17 protein-coding genes are annotated in these 19,488 nt (G+C 32.3%); 10 read left to right on the top strand and 7 right to left on the bottom strand.

Annotated features, from left to right (window positions below; translation table 11 throughout):
* Positions 1-2 precede the first annotated feature (2 nt).
* On the top strand, positions 3-1,217 hold the full coding sequence (locus tag J3359_RS10640) for an aminotransferase class V-fold PLP-dependent enzyme (protein ID WP_208080463.1): 1,215 nt from the start codon (positions 3-5) through the stop codon (positions 1,215-1,217).
* 138 nt (positions 1,218-1,355) lie between these two features.
* Here J3359_RS10640 and J3359_RS10645 read toward each other — a convergent pair whose 3' ends face one another.
* Together J3359_RS10645 and J3359_RS10650 are read right to left on the bottom strand one after the other, a co-directional pair.
* Positions 1,356-3,023, bottom strand: a complete 1,668-nt coding sequence (locus J3359_RS10645) for an SGNH/GDSL hydrolase family protein (protein ID WP_208076847.1) — start codon at positions 3,021-3,023, stop codon at positions 1,356-1,358.
* Positions 3,024-3,040: 17 nt separating this feature from the next.
* Positions 3,041-5,761, bottom strand: coding sequence for a TonB-dependent receptor (locus tag J3359_RS10650; protein WP_208076848.1), 2,721 nt, complete (start codon positions 5,759-5,761; stop codon positions 3,041-3,043).
* Positions 5,762-5,953: 192 nt separating this feature from the next.
* Between J3359_RS10650 and J3359_RS10655 the strand changes: the two genes are divergently transcribed.
* Both J3359_RS10655 and serS read left to right on the top strand, forming a co-directional pair.
* Positions 5,954-6,892, top strand: coding sequence for a bifunctional riboflavin kinase/FAD synthetase (locus tag J3359_RS10655; protein ID WP_208076849.1), 939 nt, complete (start codon positions 5,954-5,956; stop codon positions 6,890-6,892).
* 223 nt (positions 6,893-7,115) lie between these two features.
* Complete coding sequence (gene serS / locus J3359_RS10660) at positions 7,116-8,390, top strand: serine--tRNA ligase (RefSeq protein ID WP_208076850.1); 1,275 nt, start codon at positions 7,116-7,118, stop codon at positions 8,388-8,390.
* Between the two features lie 114 nt (positions 8,391-8,504).
* Here serS and J3359_RS10665 read toward each other — a convergent pair whose 3' ends face one another.
* Positions 8,505-8,648, bottom strand: a complete 144-nt coding sequence (locus J3359_RS10665) for a hypothetical protein (RefSeq protein ID WP_208076851.1) — start codon at positions 8,646-8,648, stop codon at positions 8,505-8,507.
* 125 nt (positions 8,649-8,773) lie between these two features.
* Here J3359_RS10665 and J3359_RS10670 point away from each other — a divergent pair, with 125 nt between their 5' ends.
* Positions 8,774-10,588, top strand: coding sequence for a tetratricopeptide repeat protein (locus J3359_RS10670; RefSeq protein ID WP_208076852.1), 1,815 nt, complete (start codon positions 8,774-8,776; stop codon positions 10,586-10,588).
* A 100-nt stretch (positions 10,589-10,688) separates the two neighbouring features.
* Positions 10,689-11,015 carry a DUF4286 family protein gene (locus tag J3359_RS10675; protein WP_208076853.1) on the top strand — a complete coding sequence of 109 codons (327 nt, stop codon included), beginning with the start codon at positions 10,689-10,691 and terminating at the stop codon, positions 11,013-11,015.
* Between the two features lie 172 nt (positions 11,016-11,187).
* Here the strand turns inward: J3359_RS10675 and J3359_RS10680 are convergent, their stop codons facing one another.
* Positions 11,188-12,036: a hypothetical protein gene (locus tag J3359_RS10680; protein ID WP_208076854.1), complete on the bottom strand. Its 849-nt coding sequence runs from the start codon at positions 12,034-12,036 to the stop codon at positions 11,188-11,190.
* A gap of 86 nt (positions 12,037-12,122) precedes the next feature.
* Here J3359_RS10680 and rsmA point away from each other — a divergent pair, with 86 nt between their 5' ends.
* The 5 genes from rsmA to J3359_RS10705 all read left to right on the top strand — a co-directional run bounded on the left by rsmA (position 12,123) and on the right by J3359_RS10705 (position 15,449).
* Positions 12,123-12,932, top strand: a complete 810-nt coding sequence (gene rsmA / locus J3359_RS10685; protein ID WP_208076855.1) for a 16S rRNA (adenine(1518)-N(6)/adenine(1519)-N(6))-dimethyltransferase RsmA — start codon at positions 12,123-12,125, stop codon at positions 12,930-12,932.
* The gene (gene mgtE, locus J3359_RS10690) at positions 12,916-14,268 is read left to right on the top strand and encodes a magnesium transporter (RefSeq protein WP_208076856.1); all 1,353 of its coding nucleotides are present in this window, start codon (positions 12,916-12,918) and stop codon (positions 14,266-14,268) included. Before rsmA ends, mgtE begins: the two co-directional genes overlap by 17 nt.
* 91 nt (positions 14,269-14,359) lie before the next feature.
* Positions 14,360-14,593: a DUF2798 domain-containing protein gene (locus J3359_RS10695; RefSeq protein ID WP_208076857.1), complete on the top strand. Its 234-nt coding sequence runs from the start codon at positions 14,360-14,362 to the stop codon at positions 14,591-14,593.
* A gap of 105 nt (positions 14,594-14,698) precedes the next feature.
* Positions 14,699-15,022 carry an EVE domain-containing protein gene (locus tag J3359_RS10700; protein ID WP_302850178.1) on the top strand — a complete coding sequence of 108 codons (324 nt, stop codon included), beginning with the start codon at positions 14,699-14,701 and terminating at the stop codon, positions 15,020-15,022.
* Positions 15,006-15,449, top strand: coding sequence for a MarR family winged helix-turn-helix transcriptional regulator (locus tag J3359_RS10705; RefSeq protein ID WP_208076858.1), 444 nt, complete (start codon positions 15,006-15,008; stop codon positions 15,447-15,449). The genes J3359_RS10700 and J3359_RS10705 overlap by 17 nt, the downstream gene beginning before the upstream one ends.
* Positions 15,450-15,695: 246 nt before the next feature.
* Here J3359_RS10705 and J3359_RS10710 read toward each other — a convergent pair whose 3' ends face one another.
* From J3359_RS10710 to J3359_RS10720, 3 genes are all read right to left on the bottom strand, one after another.
* The gene (locus J3359_RS10710; RefSeq protein ID WP_367890395.1) at positions 15,696-17,033 is read right to left on the bottom strand and encodes a transposase; all 1,338 of its coding nucleotides are present in this window, start codon (positions 17,031-17,033) and stop codon (positions 15,696-15,698) included.
* Between the two features lie 395 nt (positions 17,034-17,428).
* On the bottom strand, positions 17,429-17,962 hold the full coding sequence (locus tag J3359_RS10715) for an RNA methyltransferase (protein WP_208076859.1): 534 nt from the start codon (positions 17,960-17,962) through the stop codon (positions 17,429-17,431).
* Position 17,963: 1 nt separating this feature from the next.
* Entirely contained in the window at positions 17,964-19,487 is a 1,524-nt protein-coding gene (locus J3359_RS10720; RefSeq protein WP_208076860.1) for a M28 family peptidase, read from the bottom strand.
* Position 19,488 lies beyond the last annotated feature (1 nt).

The following is a 19,488-nucleotide window of genomic DNA, read 5'->3' on the forward strand; positions in this document are numbered from 1 at the left end:
GTATGATAAATGTTGATAAAATAAGAGCAGATTTCCCGATTCTTAAAAGAGAAATAAATGGAAAACCTTTGGTGTATTTCGATAATGCAGCGACTTCACAAACACCACAAGTTGTTATTGATGCCATTGTAGATTATTATAGCAATTACAACGCAAATATTCACAGAGGCGTACATACTTTAAGTCAGGAAGCAACCGATAAATATGAAGAAGCTCGTATTAAAATTCAGCATCATTTTAATGCAAAACATGCGTACGAAATTATTTTAACTTCTGGTACAACAGATTCTATAAATAGAGTTGCGGCTGGTTTTGCATCACTTTTAAATAAAGATGATGAAATTATCGTTTCTGCTTTAGAACACCATTCTAATATTGTGCCTTGGCAAATGTTGTGTGAAAAAACAGGCGCTATTTTAAAGGTAATTCCGATGTTGGAAGATGGTTCTTTGAACATGGAAGCATATTATAAATTAGTAAACGAAAAAACAAAATTGGTTTTTTGTAACCATGTTTCCAATGCTTTAGGAACTATAAATTCTATTGAAGAAATTATTGAAACTGCACATAAATTCGGAGCTGCTGTATTAATTGACGGAGCACAAGCAACACCCCATATAAAACCAGATGTACAAGCTTTAAATGTTGATTTTTACGTGGCTTCTGCCCATAAATTGTGTGGACCAACAGGCGTTGGAATGTTGTATGGAAAACAAAAATGGTTAGAAAAATTACCTCCTTATCAAGGTGGAGGAGAAATGATAGATACTGTTACTTTCGAGAAAACTACTTATGCTGGTTTACCTCATAAATTTGAAGCTGGAACTCCAAATATTTGTGGTGGAATTGCCTTTGGAGCCGCAATAGATTATATGAATGCTGTTGGTTTCGATAATATTGCTTCTTACGAAGCAGAACTTTTAAAATACGGAACGCAAGAATTATTAAAAATTGAAGGTTTAAAAATCTACGGAACTACATTAGAAAAAACAGCTGTTGTTTCTTTTAATGTTGGCGTAATTCATCCTTATGATATTGGTGTAATTTTAGACAAATTAGGCGTTGCTGTAAGAACAGGCCATCATTGTGCACAACCCATTATGGATTTCTATAAAATTCCAGGAACAGTTAGAGCCTCCTTCTCTTTTTACAACACAAAAGAAGAAATAGATGTAATGATTACAGCTTTAAAAAAAGCGGTAATGATGCTTTCTTAGTAGAAAAATAACTTTCGCGAACATTGTGGAAAAGATTCTTTCAGGATAACAAACAGGGTAGAAATTGAGTGAAACCACACAAAACAAAAAAGGTTGAGAATAATTCCTCAACCTTTTTTTATTTAATTTAAAACTTTCCTATTTTAATGTAGGAGAATAATTTGTAGGATAGTCATCTGCTTTTGCCAAACCATCTGTTGCTTTTGTAAAATTAGAACCAAACTTCGCATCTATGGCTGCTAACATTTTATTCGCCATTAATGCATAACCTCTGGCTGTTAAATGAATTCCATCTAAACTTACCAAACCTCCAGTTACCAAACTTGTGGTCATCGTATAATTGTCGAATTGAATTCCGTTAGAAGCTTCTTGTAAAATTGCATTTAAATCTATTAAAGCAAGATTTTTATTAGCGTTTGCAGTTTCGGTAATGGTTTTGTTATAAGCTACTGTAGCGTTCTTAATCGCTTCTTGTTCTTGTGGAGTAAGCACCCATTGGTCTGCTAATGGAAGTGTAATTCCTTCAGCAGAAAATTGACCTGCCAAAGTAGCTGGTAAGAGTCCACCACTTTGGGTAATTAAAGAACCAGCTACAGTCTTGTTTACTGTTCCTATAACACTGCTACTTGGTAAAACTAATAAATCTTTAACTGTTGCAGATCTTGCTTTTCCATATTGTTTTCCTAACAAACCAGCTACCAAAGGCGCTGCTGCTGCTGGTAAACCTAAAGATTGTACAAAAGGTACAAAAGTTGGACTTTTACCCAAAGTAGTCGTAATTGCCACAGATAAATCTGTTGCGTCTTCATCAAATATAACTACTGGGTTTGTTTTAGTTTCAGAAAAAATAATAGCACGTTCTGGCTCACCTGCACCAACATATATTTTATTTATTGCACCAAATACAGAGTTTAATAAAGGTATTTGTGCTTTTAATGCTGGTCCCGTTTTCTTGTCATTTGGGTTTAAAGGATTGTGAGGAACTGTTGTAAAATAGGGCAACAAATTAATATTTGGTACTGTAGCAATAACTCCCTTTGCTCCTCCTGCAGTTAATGCTGTAACCATTCCTTTAAAAACATTATCGAAAACTAAAGGATTTGTAATATCATTTAAACCATAAGTTGCCGGGTTTAAATTACCTGTTGGGTTTGTTGTTGATGGAGATTGATCTACACCTGAACCACCACTTATAGCATAACTTAATACATCATTTCCTCCAATTTCAGATAAGGTAAAAAACGTTGGTTTTTGTGCTAAAGCATCTGCTAAAACAGTTGTAGTTGGGCTTGAAGCCATTCTACCAAAATAAGGGTTTAATGTTGCATACCCAGCAAACGTTAGATGAAAACTTTTTGCTCCTGGAATTCCATAATTGTTAAAAGAAGATCCATCTGCACGTGCTGTTAAACTAGTAGTTGGTGTTGCACCTAATCTTGCAGGTGTTCTAGTTACTGGATTAAAAACCAATCTTGGTGGTTGTACAACAGTACTTCCTGTTACAAAACCTCCAATATTGTCGCCCATTAATGGTTGGTTAAAGTCTCCACCATCAGCTGCTTTAAATTTTGTAGCCAAAATATTTGGAAAGGAATTTTCTTGTCCTGCTTTAAACAATGCTCCGTCTGTAAAACCTGCTGTAAATGAGGCTCCAATAGAAACATAGTTAGAGAAATCTAAGCCATTTGCATCTAAGTTTACTTGTGGTTTTACTTCTTCTAAAATTGGATCTAAATCGTTGTTTACATCACAAGATGCAAAACCAATTGATAAAAGAAGGAGACCTATATATTTATAATTTTTCATAAATTATTGTTTTTTTATTAGTTATTAATTGTCCAAGAAAGGTAGTATTGAGAACCTATTGCCCCAACTCCTGGTGCACTAAAATATTGTTTTCCTGTTAAGTTTGCGCCACCTAATTTAAATACCGACTTAATTGAAGGTACAGTATAATTAATTTGAGCATCTAAAATAGTTCTAGATTCTATGGTTGCATCTAAGAAAGTAGATTCCCATAAATATTCGTCTTGCCATCTTGCGTTGATATTGAAACCAAAGTTTTCGAATAAGTTTGTATGACCGAATTGTAATTTTACTTTGTGTTCTGGTGTGTTAAAACCAGCTTCAAAATCTGGGTCAGATGCTTGGTCGAAATCGAACTTAGCATAGGTATAATTTACGCCTAAATCGAAACCATTAAATACTTTTGTATTTAAACCTATAGAAGCTCCATAAGAACTAATATCTGCAGTTGAGTTTGTATATACTTGGAACGCTTTAAAATCTCCATTTCTTAATGCCAAAAGAGACAAACTATTATCTCCTACTGTTCCATAAAAAGGAACCAATACATTTTTCCCAGAAATAAAATCTTCATAGCTGTTATAATACCCACTTAAATCTATAGTAATTCTAGATTTTCCTGCATTTATTAAACCTCTATATCCTAATTCGTAAGCAGTAACTTTTTCTGGTTTTACTAAAGGTGCAACTGATGCAGCTGGTGCTCCAGCTTGAACAGAACTTGCAGAGAAAGAATTTTCATAAGCCTGTCTTCCCACTATAGTTGTTGTAGCTCCTCCTGTAAACGCTAGACCTGCAGTACTTACTGGTAAAGGTGCAGATGTATATCTATCTAAATTATCTGGTGCAGAACCTACCAAAATTGCAGCTCCAGCATCTAAACCAATATATTGATCTTGTGTGGTTGGGTTTCTAAAGCCTGTTTGAAAAGAAGCTCTAAAATTGTCGTTTTTATTTTCTCCTGCAGCATAAGCTAATGAGACTCTTGGAGAAACGTTACCTTCGAAATTTTGTGCTTTATCATAACGAATAGAAGCTGTAAACTTTAAACGATCATCTTCTAAGAATTTCTTTTGCATTTGTGTGTAAACTCCATACTCATCATAATCGATAGGACCATCGAAATCTGTAAAAATACTTCCACTAGAATTTAACGAGTATCTTCTGTATGAACCTCCTACTTGAAATTCGGCAAAATCGATAACATCTTGAAAGTTATAATTTACATCGCCATGATATAATTTTGTTTGATCTTGAAATTTAGATCCTGTAACTAAATCTGGGTCTGATGTTACATCATTAAATGCAGCTTGGAAACCTGGTGTTCCTGGCTCTAATCTTCCAGAATCTGCTTGAGTCCTTGCAAATGCGTGTGATCCACTAACCAAATAAGCTCCTGCATATTCTTTAAACCAATCTTGGTCCGATTTCCATCTTCTGTTAATATTAATTGCGGCAAAACGCGAATCATAAGAATTGCCAGCGTCTTCTGTAGTAACATAACCTCTTACAAAGAAATTTTTACCTCTTAATTCTAATTTTTGTTGTGCTAAATAGAAGTCTCTAATATTATATCTATTTGCTCCTTGATAAATTGTATTACCAACACCAAACTTAGAATTAAATATTACTTCTAAACGATCATCTCCAAAAGGACGATAATGTAAAGCTGTGTTTAGTTTTACACTTCTAGCTTCATAATCTCTCATTAAATCTACCTCTCTATAACCTGTTCTACTTACTCTACCTATTGCACCACCTAAATCTATTGCAACTTCATCTCCATAAATATTTAAGCCGTCAAAATCATTTTTAGAGTTTCTATCTCCAGGAGCATATTTTCCTTTTGCGGTATTTCTGTAATCAGTAGCAAACCACTCTGTACCTTTTAAGTAAGAAAGTGTTGCTTTTGCTGCAAATTTATTAGAAAAAGCGTATGCCATTCTAATACTTACATCATGGAAAGTATTATCTCCAGCTGCATCTTGGCTCGTTAAACCACTCTTATAAGAAAAACTTATACCTTGATCATCAAAAGGGTTTCTACTTGTCATAAACATAATTCCGTTAAAAGCATTCGCTCCATATAATGCAGAAGATGCTCCAGGAAGTAATTCTACTGTGTTAACATCTAATTCCGACATTCCTAAAAGGTTCCCAATCGCAAAGTTAAGAGCTGGAGAAGAATTATCCATCCCATCTACCAATTGCATAAAACGCGTGTTTGCAAATGTTGCAAAACCTCTCGTATTTACAGATTTAAACGTTAAACTGTTTGTATTAATATCTACCCCTTTTAAATTTTCTAAACCATCGTAAAAAGAAGGCGAAGAAGTGTTTTTAATCGCTCTTGCATCTAACCTTTCTACAGTTACTGGAGACTCCATAATACGTTCTGGAGTTCTAGAAGCAGAAACAACAATTTCGTCTAGAGAGGTTTCATTCTCTGTTAAAATAACTTCTACCTTTTGGTTTTTTTTAGTAATCTCGATTTCTTCAGTTTTAAAACCTAACATCGATACTTCAATGGTAAAAGGCGGATTATCTGCAACCTTTAGTACAAATTTGCCATCGAAATCTGTAGTTGTACCCACAGCTTTTCTAGAAACTTTAATGTTTGCTCCTGGAAGTAAATCTCCTGTGAGCGCATCTTTAACTGTACCTGTTACAGTAGTTTGGGCAACCATAACAGTGCTACTAAAAGCAATACATACAAGTAGTAAAATCTTTTTTATCATAATTTGAATTAATTTGTTAACTGTTATGCAAAATACAATTTTTTTTGAATTATTAATTATCTGATCAATTATTTTGTGTTTTTAACAAATAAAGTAACGAAATTTATTAGAATCTCATTCGAATAATCTATCAAAATCCATAAATTTTAAAAATTTAGTGTTGTACATTTGCTCTAAGTAAATCTTATTTTTTTGAAAACGATTATCGATATATCTAACTTTTCGACCAAAGAAAAAACATTTGTTACCATTGGAACCTTTGACGGGGTGCATTTTGGTCATCAAAAAATATTAGAAAAATTGGTTTCTGAAGCGAGAAAGGCTGGAAAAAAATCGGTTTTACTTACTTTTTTTCCACATCCAAGAATGGTGTTACAAAAAGATGCTTCCATCGAGCTAATTAACACGATTGACGAGCGTGAAAAATTGCTAAAAAAAACAGGTTTAGATTACTTAATTATCCATCCTTTTAGCAGAGATTTCTCCAGAATAACTGCACTTGAATTTGTGCGAGATATTTTGGTGAACCAATTTAATATATCAAAATTAATTATTGGTTACGACCATCATTTTGGTAAAAATCGCGAAGGTAATATCAATCAGTTAACAGAATACAGCCATTTATACGATTTTAAAGTGGAAGAAATTCCAGCACAAGATATTGATGATGTTTCTGTAAGTTCCACAAAAATTAGACGTGCTTTAGCCAATGGAAACCTAAAAACTGCCAACAATTATTTGGGCTACAATTTTATGTTGAAGGGCAAAGTTGTGAACGGAAAAAAATTAGGTGGCAAAATTGGGTATCCAACTGCAAATATAAATGTTGAGGAAGATTACAAATTGATTCCTAAAACAGGTGTGTATGTCGTAAAATCTACGATTGATAAAAAGACTGTTTTTGGGATGATGAATATAGGAAGTAGACCTACTGTAGATGGAAATCATCAAACAATTGAGGTACATTTTTTTGATTTCAATCGAGATTTATATGGAAAAATTTTAACCATAGATTTAATTTACTTTTTACGTAACGAAGAAAAATTCGATTCTTTAGATGCACTAATTCTTCAACTTAAAAAAGATGAAGAAATTGCAAGAAATTATATAAAAAATAAAAAGCTCCTTTAATTTCCCAAAGGAGTAAATACTCTTGTGAAAATTTTTTATAAAAAAAGCCATTTTTCAGTTTTATCTTAATTGAAAAAAATAACCATTCCTAAAAAAGATTTTAATTTTAGTAACATAATCTTTAAAGGTTTGAGTGTCTCTTCCCTTTTGGAAGATTATGATGAGGTTTTTGTATTGAAACTACTGCACAAATTATATATTTGCATTCTTAAATTCTTACAAAATGTTACAAGTACAATTTATTAGAGAAAACAAAGAATTAGTTTTAGCAGGATTGGCAAAACGTAATTTTGCGAATGCAGAAACTATTGTTGAGCAAGTTTTAACTGCGGATGAAAACAGAAGAGCAACACAGGTTGCTTTAGACGATGTTTTAGCGGAATCTAATACTTTATCCAAAGAAATTGGCGGTCTTTTTAAATCTGGAGAAATACAAAAAGCCAACATTTTAAAAGAAAAAACGAGTCAGCTAAAAGAACAATCTAAAGAATTGTCAGAAAAATTAAATGGTTTTGGTGATGAGCTTCAGAACTTATTATATCAAATACCAAATATTCCTCATGCTTCTGTAAAAGCAGGAAATTCTGAAGAAGATAACGAAGAGGTTTTTAAAGAAGGAATGATACCTGATTTAGGCAAAAATGCATTGCCTCATTGGGAATTGGCAAAGAAATACAACATTATCGATTTCGAGTTAGGTACAAAAATTACAGGTGCTGGTTTTCCTGTTTACAAAGGAAAAGGAGCAAGATTACAACGTGCATTAATTAATTATTTTTTAGATAAAAATATTGAAGCTGGTTATAAAGAATACCAAGTGCCACATTTGGTAAACGCAGCATCTGCCACAGCAACTGGGCAATTGCCAGATAAAGACGGACAAATGTACCACGCAACAATAGACGATTTATATTTAATACCAACTGCAGAAGTACCAATTACCAATATGTTTCGTGGCAATTTAATGCAAGAAAGCGATTTTCCAATTACAGCAACTGGCTACACACCTTGTTTTAGACGCGAAGCTGGTAGTTATGGCGCACATGTTCGTGGTTTAAACAGGTTGCATCAATTCGATAAAGTAGAGATTGTAAGAGTAGAGCATCCAGATAAATCATATCACGCTTTAAGTGAAATGGTAGAGCATATAAAAAACATTTTAAGAGAATTGAAATTGCCTTACAGAATTTTACGTTTGTGTGGAGGAGATACTGGTTTTACTGCTGCTTTAACATTCGATTTCGAATTATTTTCTACAGCGCAAGATAGATGGTTAGAAATTAGTTCGGCTTCAAATTTTGAAACTTTTCAAGCAAATAGATTAAAATTACGTTTTAAAAATAAAGAAGGTAAAAGTGAACTTGCACACACATTAAATGGTAGTTCTTTAGCTTTACCACGTGTTTTAGCAGGAATTTTAGAGAATTATCAAACCGAAGATGGTATTAAAATACCAGATGTGTTGGTTCCTTATTGTGGATTTGAAATGATTCAGTAAGCAGTTGGCAGTAAGCTTGTTTGCGGTTGAATGTTGTGTGGTAATCTTCTAAATTTTTAAGTATTTGTTTACAGTCAGAAAATCACTGCCTACTGAAGACTGAAAAACTGCAAACTAATTAGCTACAACTGCTACCATTAATCTCTTATATTTATTCATTTCTGAAAGAGCTTGTAAATACGCAGCTATTTGTCCGTTTTTCATAAACTTTATAGAGTTATTTTTTGCAATTTGGTATTGCTGATAAAAAGTATGCATAATAGTTAATTTGATTGGTTATATACCCTAAAGACCTATTTCGTACCAAAATGTTACAAAAGAGCTTTCAAAAAGTGTTTGCTTTAATAAAAAATTAACATTTTTGTTGTTTATATTTGATGTCTATGAAAAACTTATTTTTTCTTATTTTATTTACTGTTAGTAGTTTTAGTTTTGCTCAACAAACAATTCCACAACAAGCAACACAAAACGAATATTTGCTTGCGGAAAATTATTACAGGGAAGGAGCGTATGAAAAAGCGACTCAGATTTTTAAAAAATTATACGATAAATCGCCTTTTAACACCACTTATTTAGGACGATTAATTGCTTGTTATCAAGAAACCGATAAATTTAAAGAAGCAGAAAATTTGCTAAAAGCAAGGATTAGAGCTAACGCATCACAAATTTATTTATATGTGTATCTGGGTTATAATTACGAGCGTCAGCAAAAAAAAGAACAAGCAAAAATTAATTACAATTTGGCTTTAAATTCTTTGGATAAAAGCCCTGCTTATGGTGGAATTATTGGACGCCTTTTTAAAGATTATAATTTGTTAGACAATGCAATTTTGGCTTATGAGAAAGCAATGGAAAAGAATAAAAATGCCAATTACAGCTTTCAAATTGCACAAATTTATGGCGAAAAAGGAAACTACAAACAAATGTTCGAATCTTATATAAATCTGGTTGATAAAAACGAGCAATATTTTAATTTGGTGCAAAGATATGCGAGTAGATATATTACAGACGATTCCGAAAATGAAGCAAATATTTTATTTAGAAAAACACTTTTAAGAAAATCGGTTAGCAACCCAAAAGGTATTTGGAACAAGCTACTAAGCTGGTTATTTGCACAACAAAAAGATTACAAGAAAGCATTTGTTCAAGAAAAAGCTTTGTATCAAAGAAATCTTACAGATTTATCTTCCATTTTTACAGTTGGGAAAATCGCTTTCGAAAACCATAATTTCGATACCTCTACAGAATGTTTCAACTTTATTAAAGAAACATCAAAAATTAAAGAAGAAAAAATTGATGCCAATTTATACCTCGCAAAAATAGCAGTCGCCACAAAAAACCCTGAAACAGAAGCATTGTTTCAATCTCTCTTAAAAGAGTTTGGTAAAAACACATCTACCATAAAAATACAAGTAGCATATGCGGATTTTCTTACATTTTCTGCCAACAAACCAGAAAAAGCAAAAGAAGTTTTACAAGAAGCAATTGGCTATTCTCGTTCTAAATTCGACAAGGCAAGAATTAAATTAAAACTGGGAGATGTTTTAGTATTTACAGGGAAATTCAACAAAGCATTAATTTATTTTTCTCAAATACAAACACAGCTAAAAAACCACGAATTGGCGCAAGAAGCTCGTTTTAAAGTAGCGCAAACAAGTTATTTTAAAGGCGATTTTACATGGGCAAAAGCACAATTAAAAGTTTTAAAAGGCTCTACAACACAGCTAATCGCGAACGATGCTGTCGATTTATTTTTAATCATTTCCGATAACGAACCTTTAGATTCTATTCCATCAGGATTAAAAGAATATGCACAAGCAGAATTGTTGGCATATCAAAATAAAGACGACGAAGCCATAAAAGTGCTGAATTCTATCTTAGAAAACGAAACCTTAAAAGAGTTGAATGGCGGTTTTGTTCCGATTACAAATAACGTGCATTTTAAGATTGCAAAATTGCAGATAAAGCAAAAGAAATACGAAGAAGCAATTTTAAATTTCGCCAAAATTATAGCAACAGACAATCAAGGTTTTTTAACGGATGAGGTCTATTATGAAATGGCAGAATTGTACAATTTTTTAGGAAATACAGAGAAAGCACAAGAATATTATCAAAAAATAATTTTCGAGCATCCCTCCAGTATTTACTTGGTAGAAGCCAGAAAAAAATATAGAAAATTAAGAGGAGACGATATATAGTCAATGGTTTTTTGTTGTTGGTTTATGGTTTTAATACATAAGAAAATCGAAACTAAGATATCGCCACCAACTAAAAACCATCAACCAAAAACTAACAATAATGTACATATACAACGTAACAATAAATATAGATGAAAGTGTTCATGAAGAGTGGTTAACTTGGATGGAAACACACATTTTAGATGTTTTAAATACTGGCAGATTTATATCCGCAAAACTCACACAGGTTTTAGTAGACGAAGAAATGAGTGGAAAAACCTATTCTGTACAATACACTGCAAATACGAGAGAAGATTTAAACGATTATTATCAATTTGATGCCGATAAATTAAGAAAAGATGGACTAAAATTTGCCGATAAAATGGTTGCTTTTAGAACAGAATTACGTGTTGTAAATGAATTTTACCCTACAGTTACGAGTAATTAAATCTTTAAAAATTGATTCACTTAAAAAAACCTTTGTGATTCTTTGTGGTTTTTCTTTTTGAAACTTTGCGAAATAACTATCACACAGAGTTGCACAAAGAAGACACAAAGTTACACATAGAAAATTCTCTATTTTACCTTCAAATCTAAATGACAATCTGGGTAAACAGAAACTAAAAACTCGCTCCAACACCAATAGAAAAAGCTTTTATATTAGAAACACCAATCTTAAAATCTTCATAACCAGAAGAAATATGGTAATTTTTAAGATGATATTTTAACAATACTTTCGTTTTTTGAACACCTCTGTTATTTACCCTTGTCCATTTATGATAAAAATCGATACTTATTGGTTTTGCAATAAATAATTCTGCACCAACTCCAAGTCCAAAACGTGTTTCATTTACATCACTTCCAACGTGCATAATTCCCAAACCGAACCAAGCATCGAAACGTTGCGTTCGAATTCTGTAATACTTTAATAAAGCCGAATATAAAGAAAATGAATCTCGGTTTCCATTCACATTTTCAGAAAGATATAAATAATCTATATCCAAAGCAAAACGCTTAAAAAAGCGAAAATTTACACCAAAATTATTGCCATACAAATTTTTACTTTCTCTCACAAAATTGTTGGTAATATCAAAACGAGTAATATTATAATTGGTAGAATCTGTATAAATAAAATTTCCATATCTCGCTTCCTTGTAAGGGTAATTAGAAATTTCTGCATCGTGCATTCTTCCATTAAATTCCCAAGGAGATTCAATGGCAATTCCATAAACGGTATAGGCAAGAATATAACCTCCAATTTTTACAAATGGGTTTACATCATCGTCAAATAAAGAGACTTTAGATTTTTTGTTACTTCTAGAAACTTTTGTTACTCTTGTTCCGTTCGAAAAATTTGTATTCTTCTCTTTAATACTCTCTTTCCCTTTTTTTAATTTACCTTCTTGAGAAAAAACAGTCGTTTGCGAGCCAAAAAACAAGACTCCAATTAATAGTAGTTTTTTAAACATTTTTGGTTGATTTTAATCTTACATTCAACCAAAAATTATGCCGAATTTTAACTGTACATTTGTGGCGGAAAGTAAAAACGGGTAAAATGTCTGTAAAAGCAAAAAAACATTTAGGTCAGCATTTCTTAACAGATGAAACAATTGCAAAAAACATTGCATATGCGTTAACAGAAAATGGCTATGATAACGTCTTGGAAATTGGCCCTGGAATGGGTGTTTTAACCAAATATTTATTACAGAAAAAGCCAAAAATTACAGTCATGGAATTAGACAGAGAATCTGTTGCTTATTTGCATGATGTTTTTCCAATAGAACACCTTAACCTAGATACTTCCAAAGAAAAATTCGAGATTATAGAAGGCGATTTCTTAAAGAAAGAAATAGCAGAAATTTTCGATAAAAAACAAGTCGCAATTATTGGTAATTTCCCATATAACATTTCTACACAAATTGTTTTTAAAGTGATTGAAAATAGAGAATATGTTCCTGAATTTGCTGGCATGTTTCAAAAAGAAGTTGCCAAAAGAATTTCAGAAAAAGAAGGTTCTAAAGTGTACGGAATTTTATCTGTTTTAACGCAAGCTTTCTTTGATGTAGAATATCTTTTTACAGTGCCTCCAACCGTTTTCGATCCACCACCAAAAGTAGATTCTGGTGTTATAAGATTCATCAGAAAAAAGGATTATTCGCTTCCTGTAGACGAAAAATTATTTTTTAGAGTCGTAAAAACAGCATTTAATCAACGTAGAAAAATGTTGCGTTCTAGCTTAAAATCTTTTAATCTTTCGGATTCTTTAAAAGAAGAACCTATATTTGCGAAACGCCCAGAACAATTATCGGTACAAGACTTTATTTTATTGACGCAAAAATTAGCAGAAAATGACCTTGGAAATTAATAACGAATTTCTAGACAATCTAACAGAACTTATCGCCTCTAAAAACGATAAAAAAATTTCTGCGCTGTTTGCTGAGGTCCATTTTGCAGATATTGCAGAAGTTTTAGACGAATTAGATTTCGACGAAGCTATCTATATTATAAAACTTTTAGACAGCGAAAAAACATCGGAAATTCTTACAGAATTAGATGAAGACACACGTGAAAAAATCTTAGAAAATTTATCTGCTAGAGAAATTGCCGATGAAATTGGAGAGATGGACACAGATGATGCTGCAGATATTATTGGAGAACTTTCCGAAGAACGCCAAAGACGTGTAATAAATGCGCTGGAAGACGACGACTTAGCTGCAGATATTAAAGAATTATTGTCTTACGACGATAATACTGCAGGTGCTCTAATGGCGAAAGAATTGGTAAAAGTTTACGAAACTTGGACGGTTGCAGGTTGCATGCGAAGAATTCGTGGCCAAGCAAAAGAAGTAACCAGAGTACACTCCATTTATGTAGTAGACAAAGAAGAAAAATTGGTAGGTAGATTGTCTTTAAAAGACTTAATTACCTCTAAATCCGACCAAAAAATAGCCGATATTTTAAAGCCAAAAGTAGATGCTGTAAATGTGCATGAAGATGATGAAGAAGTCGCAAAAATTATGGCAAAATACGATTTAGAAGCCATCCCTGTTGTAGACGATAATAACGTTTTATTGGGTAGAATTACTATTGATGATATTGTAGATGTTATTCGAGACGAAGCCGATAAAGATTACCAAATGGCAGCAGGTTTTTCGCAAGATGTAGAAGTAAATGACACCATTTGGGAACTCACAAAAGCACGTTTGCCTTGGTTAATATTAGCACTTTTTGGTGGTTTTATATCAGTTTCCGTTTTAGGAAGTTTCGATAGTGCCATGGTTAAGTATAAAGAATTATTCTTTTTTACACCTTTAATTGCTGCAATGGCTGGAAATGTGGGTGTACAATCTTCCGCAATTATTGTGCAAGGTTTGGCAAACGACAGCTTAAAAGGTTCTCTTTTTAGAAGACTTTTAAAGGAAATTTTACAAGGTTTATTAAACGGTTTTGTCTTGGCGGCTTTGTTAATGTCTGCAGGAATGTTATTTTTAGGTTTTCCTTTAGATTTAGGAATTACAGTAGCAGCCTCTCTTATTTCTGTAATTGTAATCGCTTCGATTATTGGAACATTTATTCCCATTATTTTGGCAAAAAGAGGCATAGACCCTGCATTGGCAACTGGCCCTTTTATTACGACCAGTAACGATATTTTAGGAATATTAATTTACTTTTCAATCGCGAAGTTGGTACTAGGTTTTTAGGGCGTTAGGTGGCATTTAAAATAAAAATTCTACTAATCATTTGTATTTTGTTGTCGTGTATATTATATTTGCGACATTAAAAATAAATATTATGAATTTAACTGAAAAACAAACGAAAATTATTTTTGGAATTTTAATGGCATTTTTTATGGCTTTGGCAATGTCATTTATAATGGTACTTATTAACGTAGGAGTGGTCAAAGCATTTTTGCCGATTTGGATGAAAAGTTTTGCAATTGGATTTGTGGTTGCAGTTCCAACCTCTATGGTAGCAGCACCTATTTCTCAAAAATTTATAAGTACAATTTCAAAGAATGGAAAATAGAGAAACAAAGTATTGGATAATAACAGCCTCAAAAGAGCACGTTAAAAAGGGAGTTCAAGGAAATTTTGCACAAGCTTGTCACGGAAAAGCTACGCCATTGAAAAAATGAAAAAAGGAGATTTTGTTATTTACTATTCAAGTAAGGAATATTTCGACAAAAAAGATAAGTGTCAAGAATTTACTGCTATTGGTCAAGTAAAATCTAACGATATTTACCCGTTTGAAATGACACCTGAATTTTGCCCTTTCCGAATTGAAATTGACTTCTTGGAATCTAAAGACATCTCAATTCTTCCTTTGATTGACGAATTAGATTTTATTCCCAACAAACAAAAATGGGGTTATCCTTTTCGTTGGGGAACTTTACAAATAGGCAAACACGATTTTCAATTAATTTCAAAATTAATGCTATATGGACAAGAAAATTAATTTTCACTTTCAGAAACCAGAAGACAATTTAGGGTATTTACTTTGGCAAACCACTATGTTATGGCAAAAACAAATGAACCGAGCCTTGGACGAAATCAACTTGACCCATACACAGTTTGTGATTATGGCAGCATTAGGTTGGCTTTTAAAAAGTTCAAAAAATGTAACCCAAAAAGAAATTGCTGACCATAGCAATACAGACAGAATGATGGTCTCAAAAATACTTCGTACACTACAAAAAAATGAATTGATTGAACGAAAAGAACACGAAACGGACACAAGAGCGAAATGTGTTTTCTTGACCGACAAAGGAATTGACACTTTACAAAAAGCTATTGAGATAAAGACACAAGCAAATAATTTATTTTTTGGTAAATTGTCGGACAAACAAAAATTCGGAAATGAATTAAGAAACATTACGGAATAAAACGCCACCTAACAAAGAAGTATAAAAACAATAGGGCAATTAGTAGCTAAACCAAAGGGTTTGGGCAAATTTGCGAAGGCACATTCAGAAAATAGGTTATTTTTAAAAATGCAGCTAAAATTGCGGGCAGAATTATTTAAATTCTACCCTCAATTTTTGTTTTAAAGCTGTTTTAAGTGTTCAGTTTCTTAAAAACTTCCCAACAAGACATACCTCTCCCATAAAACTATATTCAATGCTTCAAATTTAGACTACTTGTTGTGCTGTTTTAGCTATTTTTCTTCGGCCAATTTCAAGAGCATTCCCTGTGTGTATTCCAAAGAATATCCATAGAATTTCATTCTTTTTAGTTTTGGCTTTTATTTTTCGTAAGTGATAATATTCTTTATCCTTTCCAAAAGAACCTTCTAATCTTGTAGCTCTTTCTTTTGCGATAATAGCTCTAAGTTGCTTTTTTTCTTTATGATTTTTCGGCTTTTTTCCCTTGGGGATAAAGTCTGTTTCTATGTTCTTAGAACTACAGTGTTTTCTATTTTTATTGGTGGCATAAATTTTATCTGCTCCAGCTATTTTTACTTTTTTTCGAGTTAATCCTTGTGCTTTTTGGACTGTTTGAATAAAACGATTTCCTTCATGAAATGCATTAAAGTTAATATGTTCGATAAAGCTAATTCCATCAATTTGAACTTTGTTAACTTTTGCTCCAAATTCAACAGGTTTTACTTCCTTTCCTCGAACAATAGGACGAATATAATCCTTTTGAATGCTTACAATTCTATCTTTGATTTTTTCTCCTGTATCAAAATGATCTTTTTGTTGTTTGTAAATCCTTTGAATTGTATTTATTCGCTTATAATACAAAGCTATAAACTCAATATTGTGATTTTCTGACAACTCTTTTTCAAAGTTGATAAATTTACTTAACAGATTGAGTAAACCTCGGGTTAATGAAATACGTTTCGACTTGGTTTTTCTTCGCATTTTACTAAATCCTTGATAACGTTTTTTCCACTTGATATATTTACTTCTAATCATTTTAACCCCTAATATAGAGCAGGTTTTACGTAATTGATTGTACAACCAATGAACCGACTCCCAAAGTAATTTTTGGATGCTAGGGTAACGAACTTCACTTTCATAACAAGTAGCATCCATTACAATTTGATTGGGGTTTTCAATTTCGTTTTTCCAAGAGTTGAATAGAATTTTTTCTATGGAATTAATATCGAGTTTCTCTGCTAATTCACAACGTATTTGGCTCACTATTTTATAGTTTGTTAAGCGTTCAAAACCTAGTTCTATATCACAGAAAAATTGATAGTCTAAATTCGAGTTTAGTTGCTCAATCAATTTTCTATCTGAACAATTAGCATAATGTTTTAAAAACATTAAACCTAGTCTTCCTTTAGGACTAAAAAGATAGTTTCTCCCTTTTGATTGTTCAGAAATACCAAAAGAGCTAACTAAATCATTCCAAGGAATTGCAGAGTAGATTTTACCTAAATCTCCCTCTAAAAATCGCGCATAATGAGCATCATAATTCTCGCTGAGGGGAAAAAATTGAAATGCGGTGTTGCATTTCAGAAATTCTTCGTACTTTCATAATTGTCGAAATTAAAACCCCGTTTTTTGCCTATATTGGCCATTTTCGGGGTTTATTATAGCTACAAAATACAACAAATCCCTCGTAAAAACAAGGGATTCGTTGTTTTATGAAAGCGCCTGCGAAGTCGCCAAGTTTTTAAATTTGGCTAATTAAGAAAAGAAAGATAATTAGAAAAATTTAAAAATTCGGCTTGTGTTCAACCGAATGGTTTGCACTCATTTTCAGCCCTACTGTTCTTATACGGAGCCGTTACCACAAGGGTCGCGCTTTCCACTGTATCTTTTTGTGAAAAACAAAAGGATGCCGTTTCAATCGCTAACGCAGGCTTATTAAGTAGCTTTAGATTCCTGCCTACATAGAAATAACAACATAATTAACTCTTCATTTTACAAAACAAATCCCAAATTACAACACCCGTAGTTACGGAAATATTTAAAGAATGTTTGGTGCCCAATTGCGGGATTTCAATACAAAAATCTGATGCGTTTACCACTTCTTGTTGCACACCTTTTACTTCATTTCCCATTACAATAGCATATTTTTCGCCCTTTTTAGGTTTAAAATCATTCAATTTTGTACTGTTTTCTGCTTGTTCAATAGCTAATATTTTAATGTTTGAATTTTTCAATTTTTCAATAAGCGAAAGCGTATCTTTTGCATATTCCCAATCCACAGATTCAGTAGCACCCAGAGCTGTTTTATGAATGTCTTTATTTGGTGGCGTTGCACAAATTCCGCATAAATATATTTTTTCAATCAAAAAAGCATCCGAAGTTCTAAACACAGAACCAATGTTGTTTAAGCTTCTAATATTGTCTAAAACGACAATTATTGGCGTTTTTGTGGTTTCTTTAAATGTTTCAACTGTAATTCTTCCTAACTCGTTATTCTTTAATTTTCTATTCATTTTAATTCGTTCTTCTGGGAAATTTTTTGTCCATCATTGCAGCTCTGTAAATAAATGCTGCCATAATTACAGCATTTCTTTTCATGGGTTCCTCTTTAATAAGTGCAACTTCATCTATATTTGTATGATGTTGATGTGACCAGTATAAAGATGGATCTTGGTACGCATCAATACTGGGAATATTGGCGGCATCAAAAACCATGTGATCGCTACCATCTGAGGGGAAAGAACTTATATATTCTAAATCCCATTTTTTAAATGGTGTTATCCAAGGAAGTATTATTTCTTGTACTTTTTTGTTGCCTTGTGTAAAAAAACTACGAATGGCACCTCCACCAGAATCTATATTTAGATACAAAGAAGTTTTAGACTGTTCTGGTTTATAATCGTTTATAGATGCATTTATAATGTGTTTTTTTAAATAGCTTAACGAACCGTAAAAAATTTGTTCTTCTCCTCCCCAAAAACCAGCACGAATGGTTCTTTTGGGTTTTAATCCTAGCTTTTTAAGTATTCTAAATGCTTCCATAATTGTAGCAACTCCTGCGTTATTATCAGAAGCATTTCCACTTCCGTGCCAAGTATCGAAATGTGCACCTACTAAAATAATTTCGTCTTTTAATTTCGGGTCAGTTCCTTCAATATCTGCTAAAATATTAACATTGTAATCTTTGTTATTGTAAAATGTTGTTTTAGAGCTTACAGAAATTTTTGGCTGTATATTTTTTTGAATTAGATATTTTAATTTTATAGCAGATTCTTTAGAAATAAATAAAAAAGGAACAGAAAATGTGTTTTTTATATTTTGAAAAGAGGTACTACTAATTTCTAAAATATGATTATCCCAAACACTTGGTAATAAAACGGCTCCTACTTTTTCTTTTTTCAAATAAGCGAGTATTCCTTCTAATTTATCGTCTTTAAAAGGATTGCTTTTTAGCATTTGGGAAATAAAATTTTTATTTACCTCCAAAGACTTACTGTCGGGAACTCCTTTAATAACGCTATCTAATTCTTTTTTAGAGAGTTTTGTTTCTAAATCTGGCAACCTGTCTTCAATTTTTTTATGTAAAAGAATGCGCCCTTTTAATTTGCCTTTTAGTCTTTTTAATGCTTTAAGATTAAAAACATCAACAACAATGGGTGTGTCTGTAATTTTTCCTTTAGTGCTTCCAGACCAAGCTACAGGATGTGAAATAATGTTTTCGAACCTAGGTGAAGTTAAAACCACTGAAAACTCATTGGCTTCCCAACCTTTGGCAGGAAAATTATATGGTTCTAATTGCACTTTACAACCCAAAGCGGTTAGTTCTTTCTCTACCCATTTCGCTCCTTTAAAATAGGCTTTAGAGCCTGATAAACGAGGACTATAAATGTTGGTTAAGGAACTTAAAATATCCATTACTTTCGAATTTTCTATGCCTTCTTTTTCTATTTGTGTAATCGTATTTGTAATGTCTTGTTTTTGCGCAAAAAACAAATGAGGTATTATCATTAATGTTATAAGTAAAAGATGTTTTTTCATA

The organism is Polaribacter cellanae, assembly GCF_017569185.1.
Classification (GTDB): Bacteria; Bacteroidota; Bacteroidia; order Flavobacteriales; family Flavobacteriaceae; genus Polaribacter; species Polaribacter cellanae.

Excerpts from the sequence above, each read along its gene's own strand:
- J3359_RS10705 (WP_208076858.1), top strand. The coding sequence starts at position 15,006 with ATGGACAAGAAAATTAATTTTCACTTTCAGAAACCAGAAGACAATTTA.
- J3359_RS10650 (WP_208076848.1), bottom strand. The coding sequence starts at position 5,761 with ATGATAAAAAAGATTTTACTACTTGTATGTATTGCTTTTAGTAGCACT.
- J3359_RS10640 (WP_208080463.1), top strand. The coding sequence starts at position 3 with ATGATAAATGTTGATAAAATAAGAGCAGATTTCCCGATTCTTAAAAGA.
- J3359_RS10645 (WP_208076847.1), bottom strand. The coding sequence starts at position 3,023 with ATGAAAAATTATAAATATATAGGTCTCCTTCTTTTATCAATTGGTTTT.
- J3359_RS10695 (WP_208076857.1), top strand. The coding sequence starts at position 14,360 with ATGAATTTAACTGAAAAACAAACGAAAATTATTTTTGGAATTTTAATG.
- serS (WP_208076850.1), top strand. The coding sequence starts at position 7,116 with ATGTTACAAGTACAATTTATTAGAGAAAACAAAGAATTAGTTTTAGCA.
- J3359_RS10665 (WP_208076851.1), bottom strand. The coding sequence starts at position 8,648 with ATGCATACTTTTTATCAGCAATACCAAATTGCAAAAAATAACTCTATA.
- J3359_RS10670 (WP_208076852.1), top strand. The coding sequence starts at position 8,774 with ATGAAAAACTTATTTTTTCTTATTTTATTTACTGTTAGTAGTTTTAGT.
- J3359_RS10675 (WP_208076853.1), top strand. The coding sequence starts at position 10,689 with ATGTACATATACAACGTAACAATAAATATAGATGAAAGTGTTCATGAA.
- J3359_RS10715 (WP_208076859.1), bottom strand. The coding sequence starts at position 17,962 with ATGAATAGAAAATTAAAGAATAACGAGTTAGGAAGAATTACAGTTGAA.
- J3359_RS10700 (WP_302850178.1), top strand. The coding sequence starts at position 14,699 with ATGAAAAAAGGAGATTTTGTTATTTACTATTCAAGTAAGGAATATTTC.
- J3359_RS10680 (WP_208076854.1), bottom strand. The coding sequence starts at position 12,036 with ATGTTTAAAAAACTACTATTAATTGGAGTCTTGTTTTTTGGCTCGCAA.
- J3359_RS10720 (WP_208076860.1), bottom strand. The coding sequence starts at position 19,487 with ATGAAAAAACATCTTTTACTTATAACATTAATGATAATACCTCATTTG.
- rsmA (WP_208076855.1), top strand. The coding sequence starts at position 12,123 with ATGTCTGTAAAAGCAAAAAAACATTTAGGTCAGCATTTCTTAACAGAT.
- mgtE (WP_208076856.1), top strand. The coding sequence starts at position 12,916 with ATGACCTTGGAAATTAATAACGAATTTCTAGACAATCTAACAGAACTT.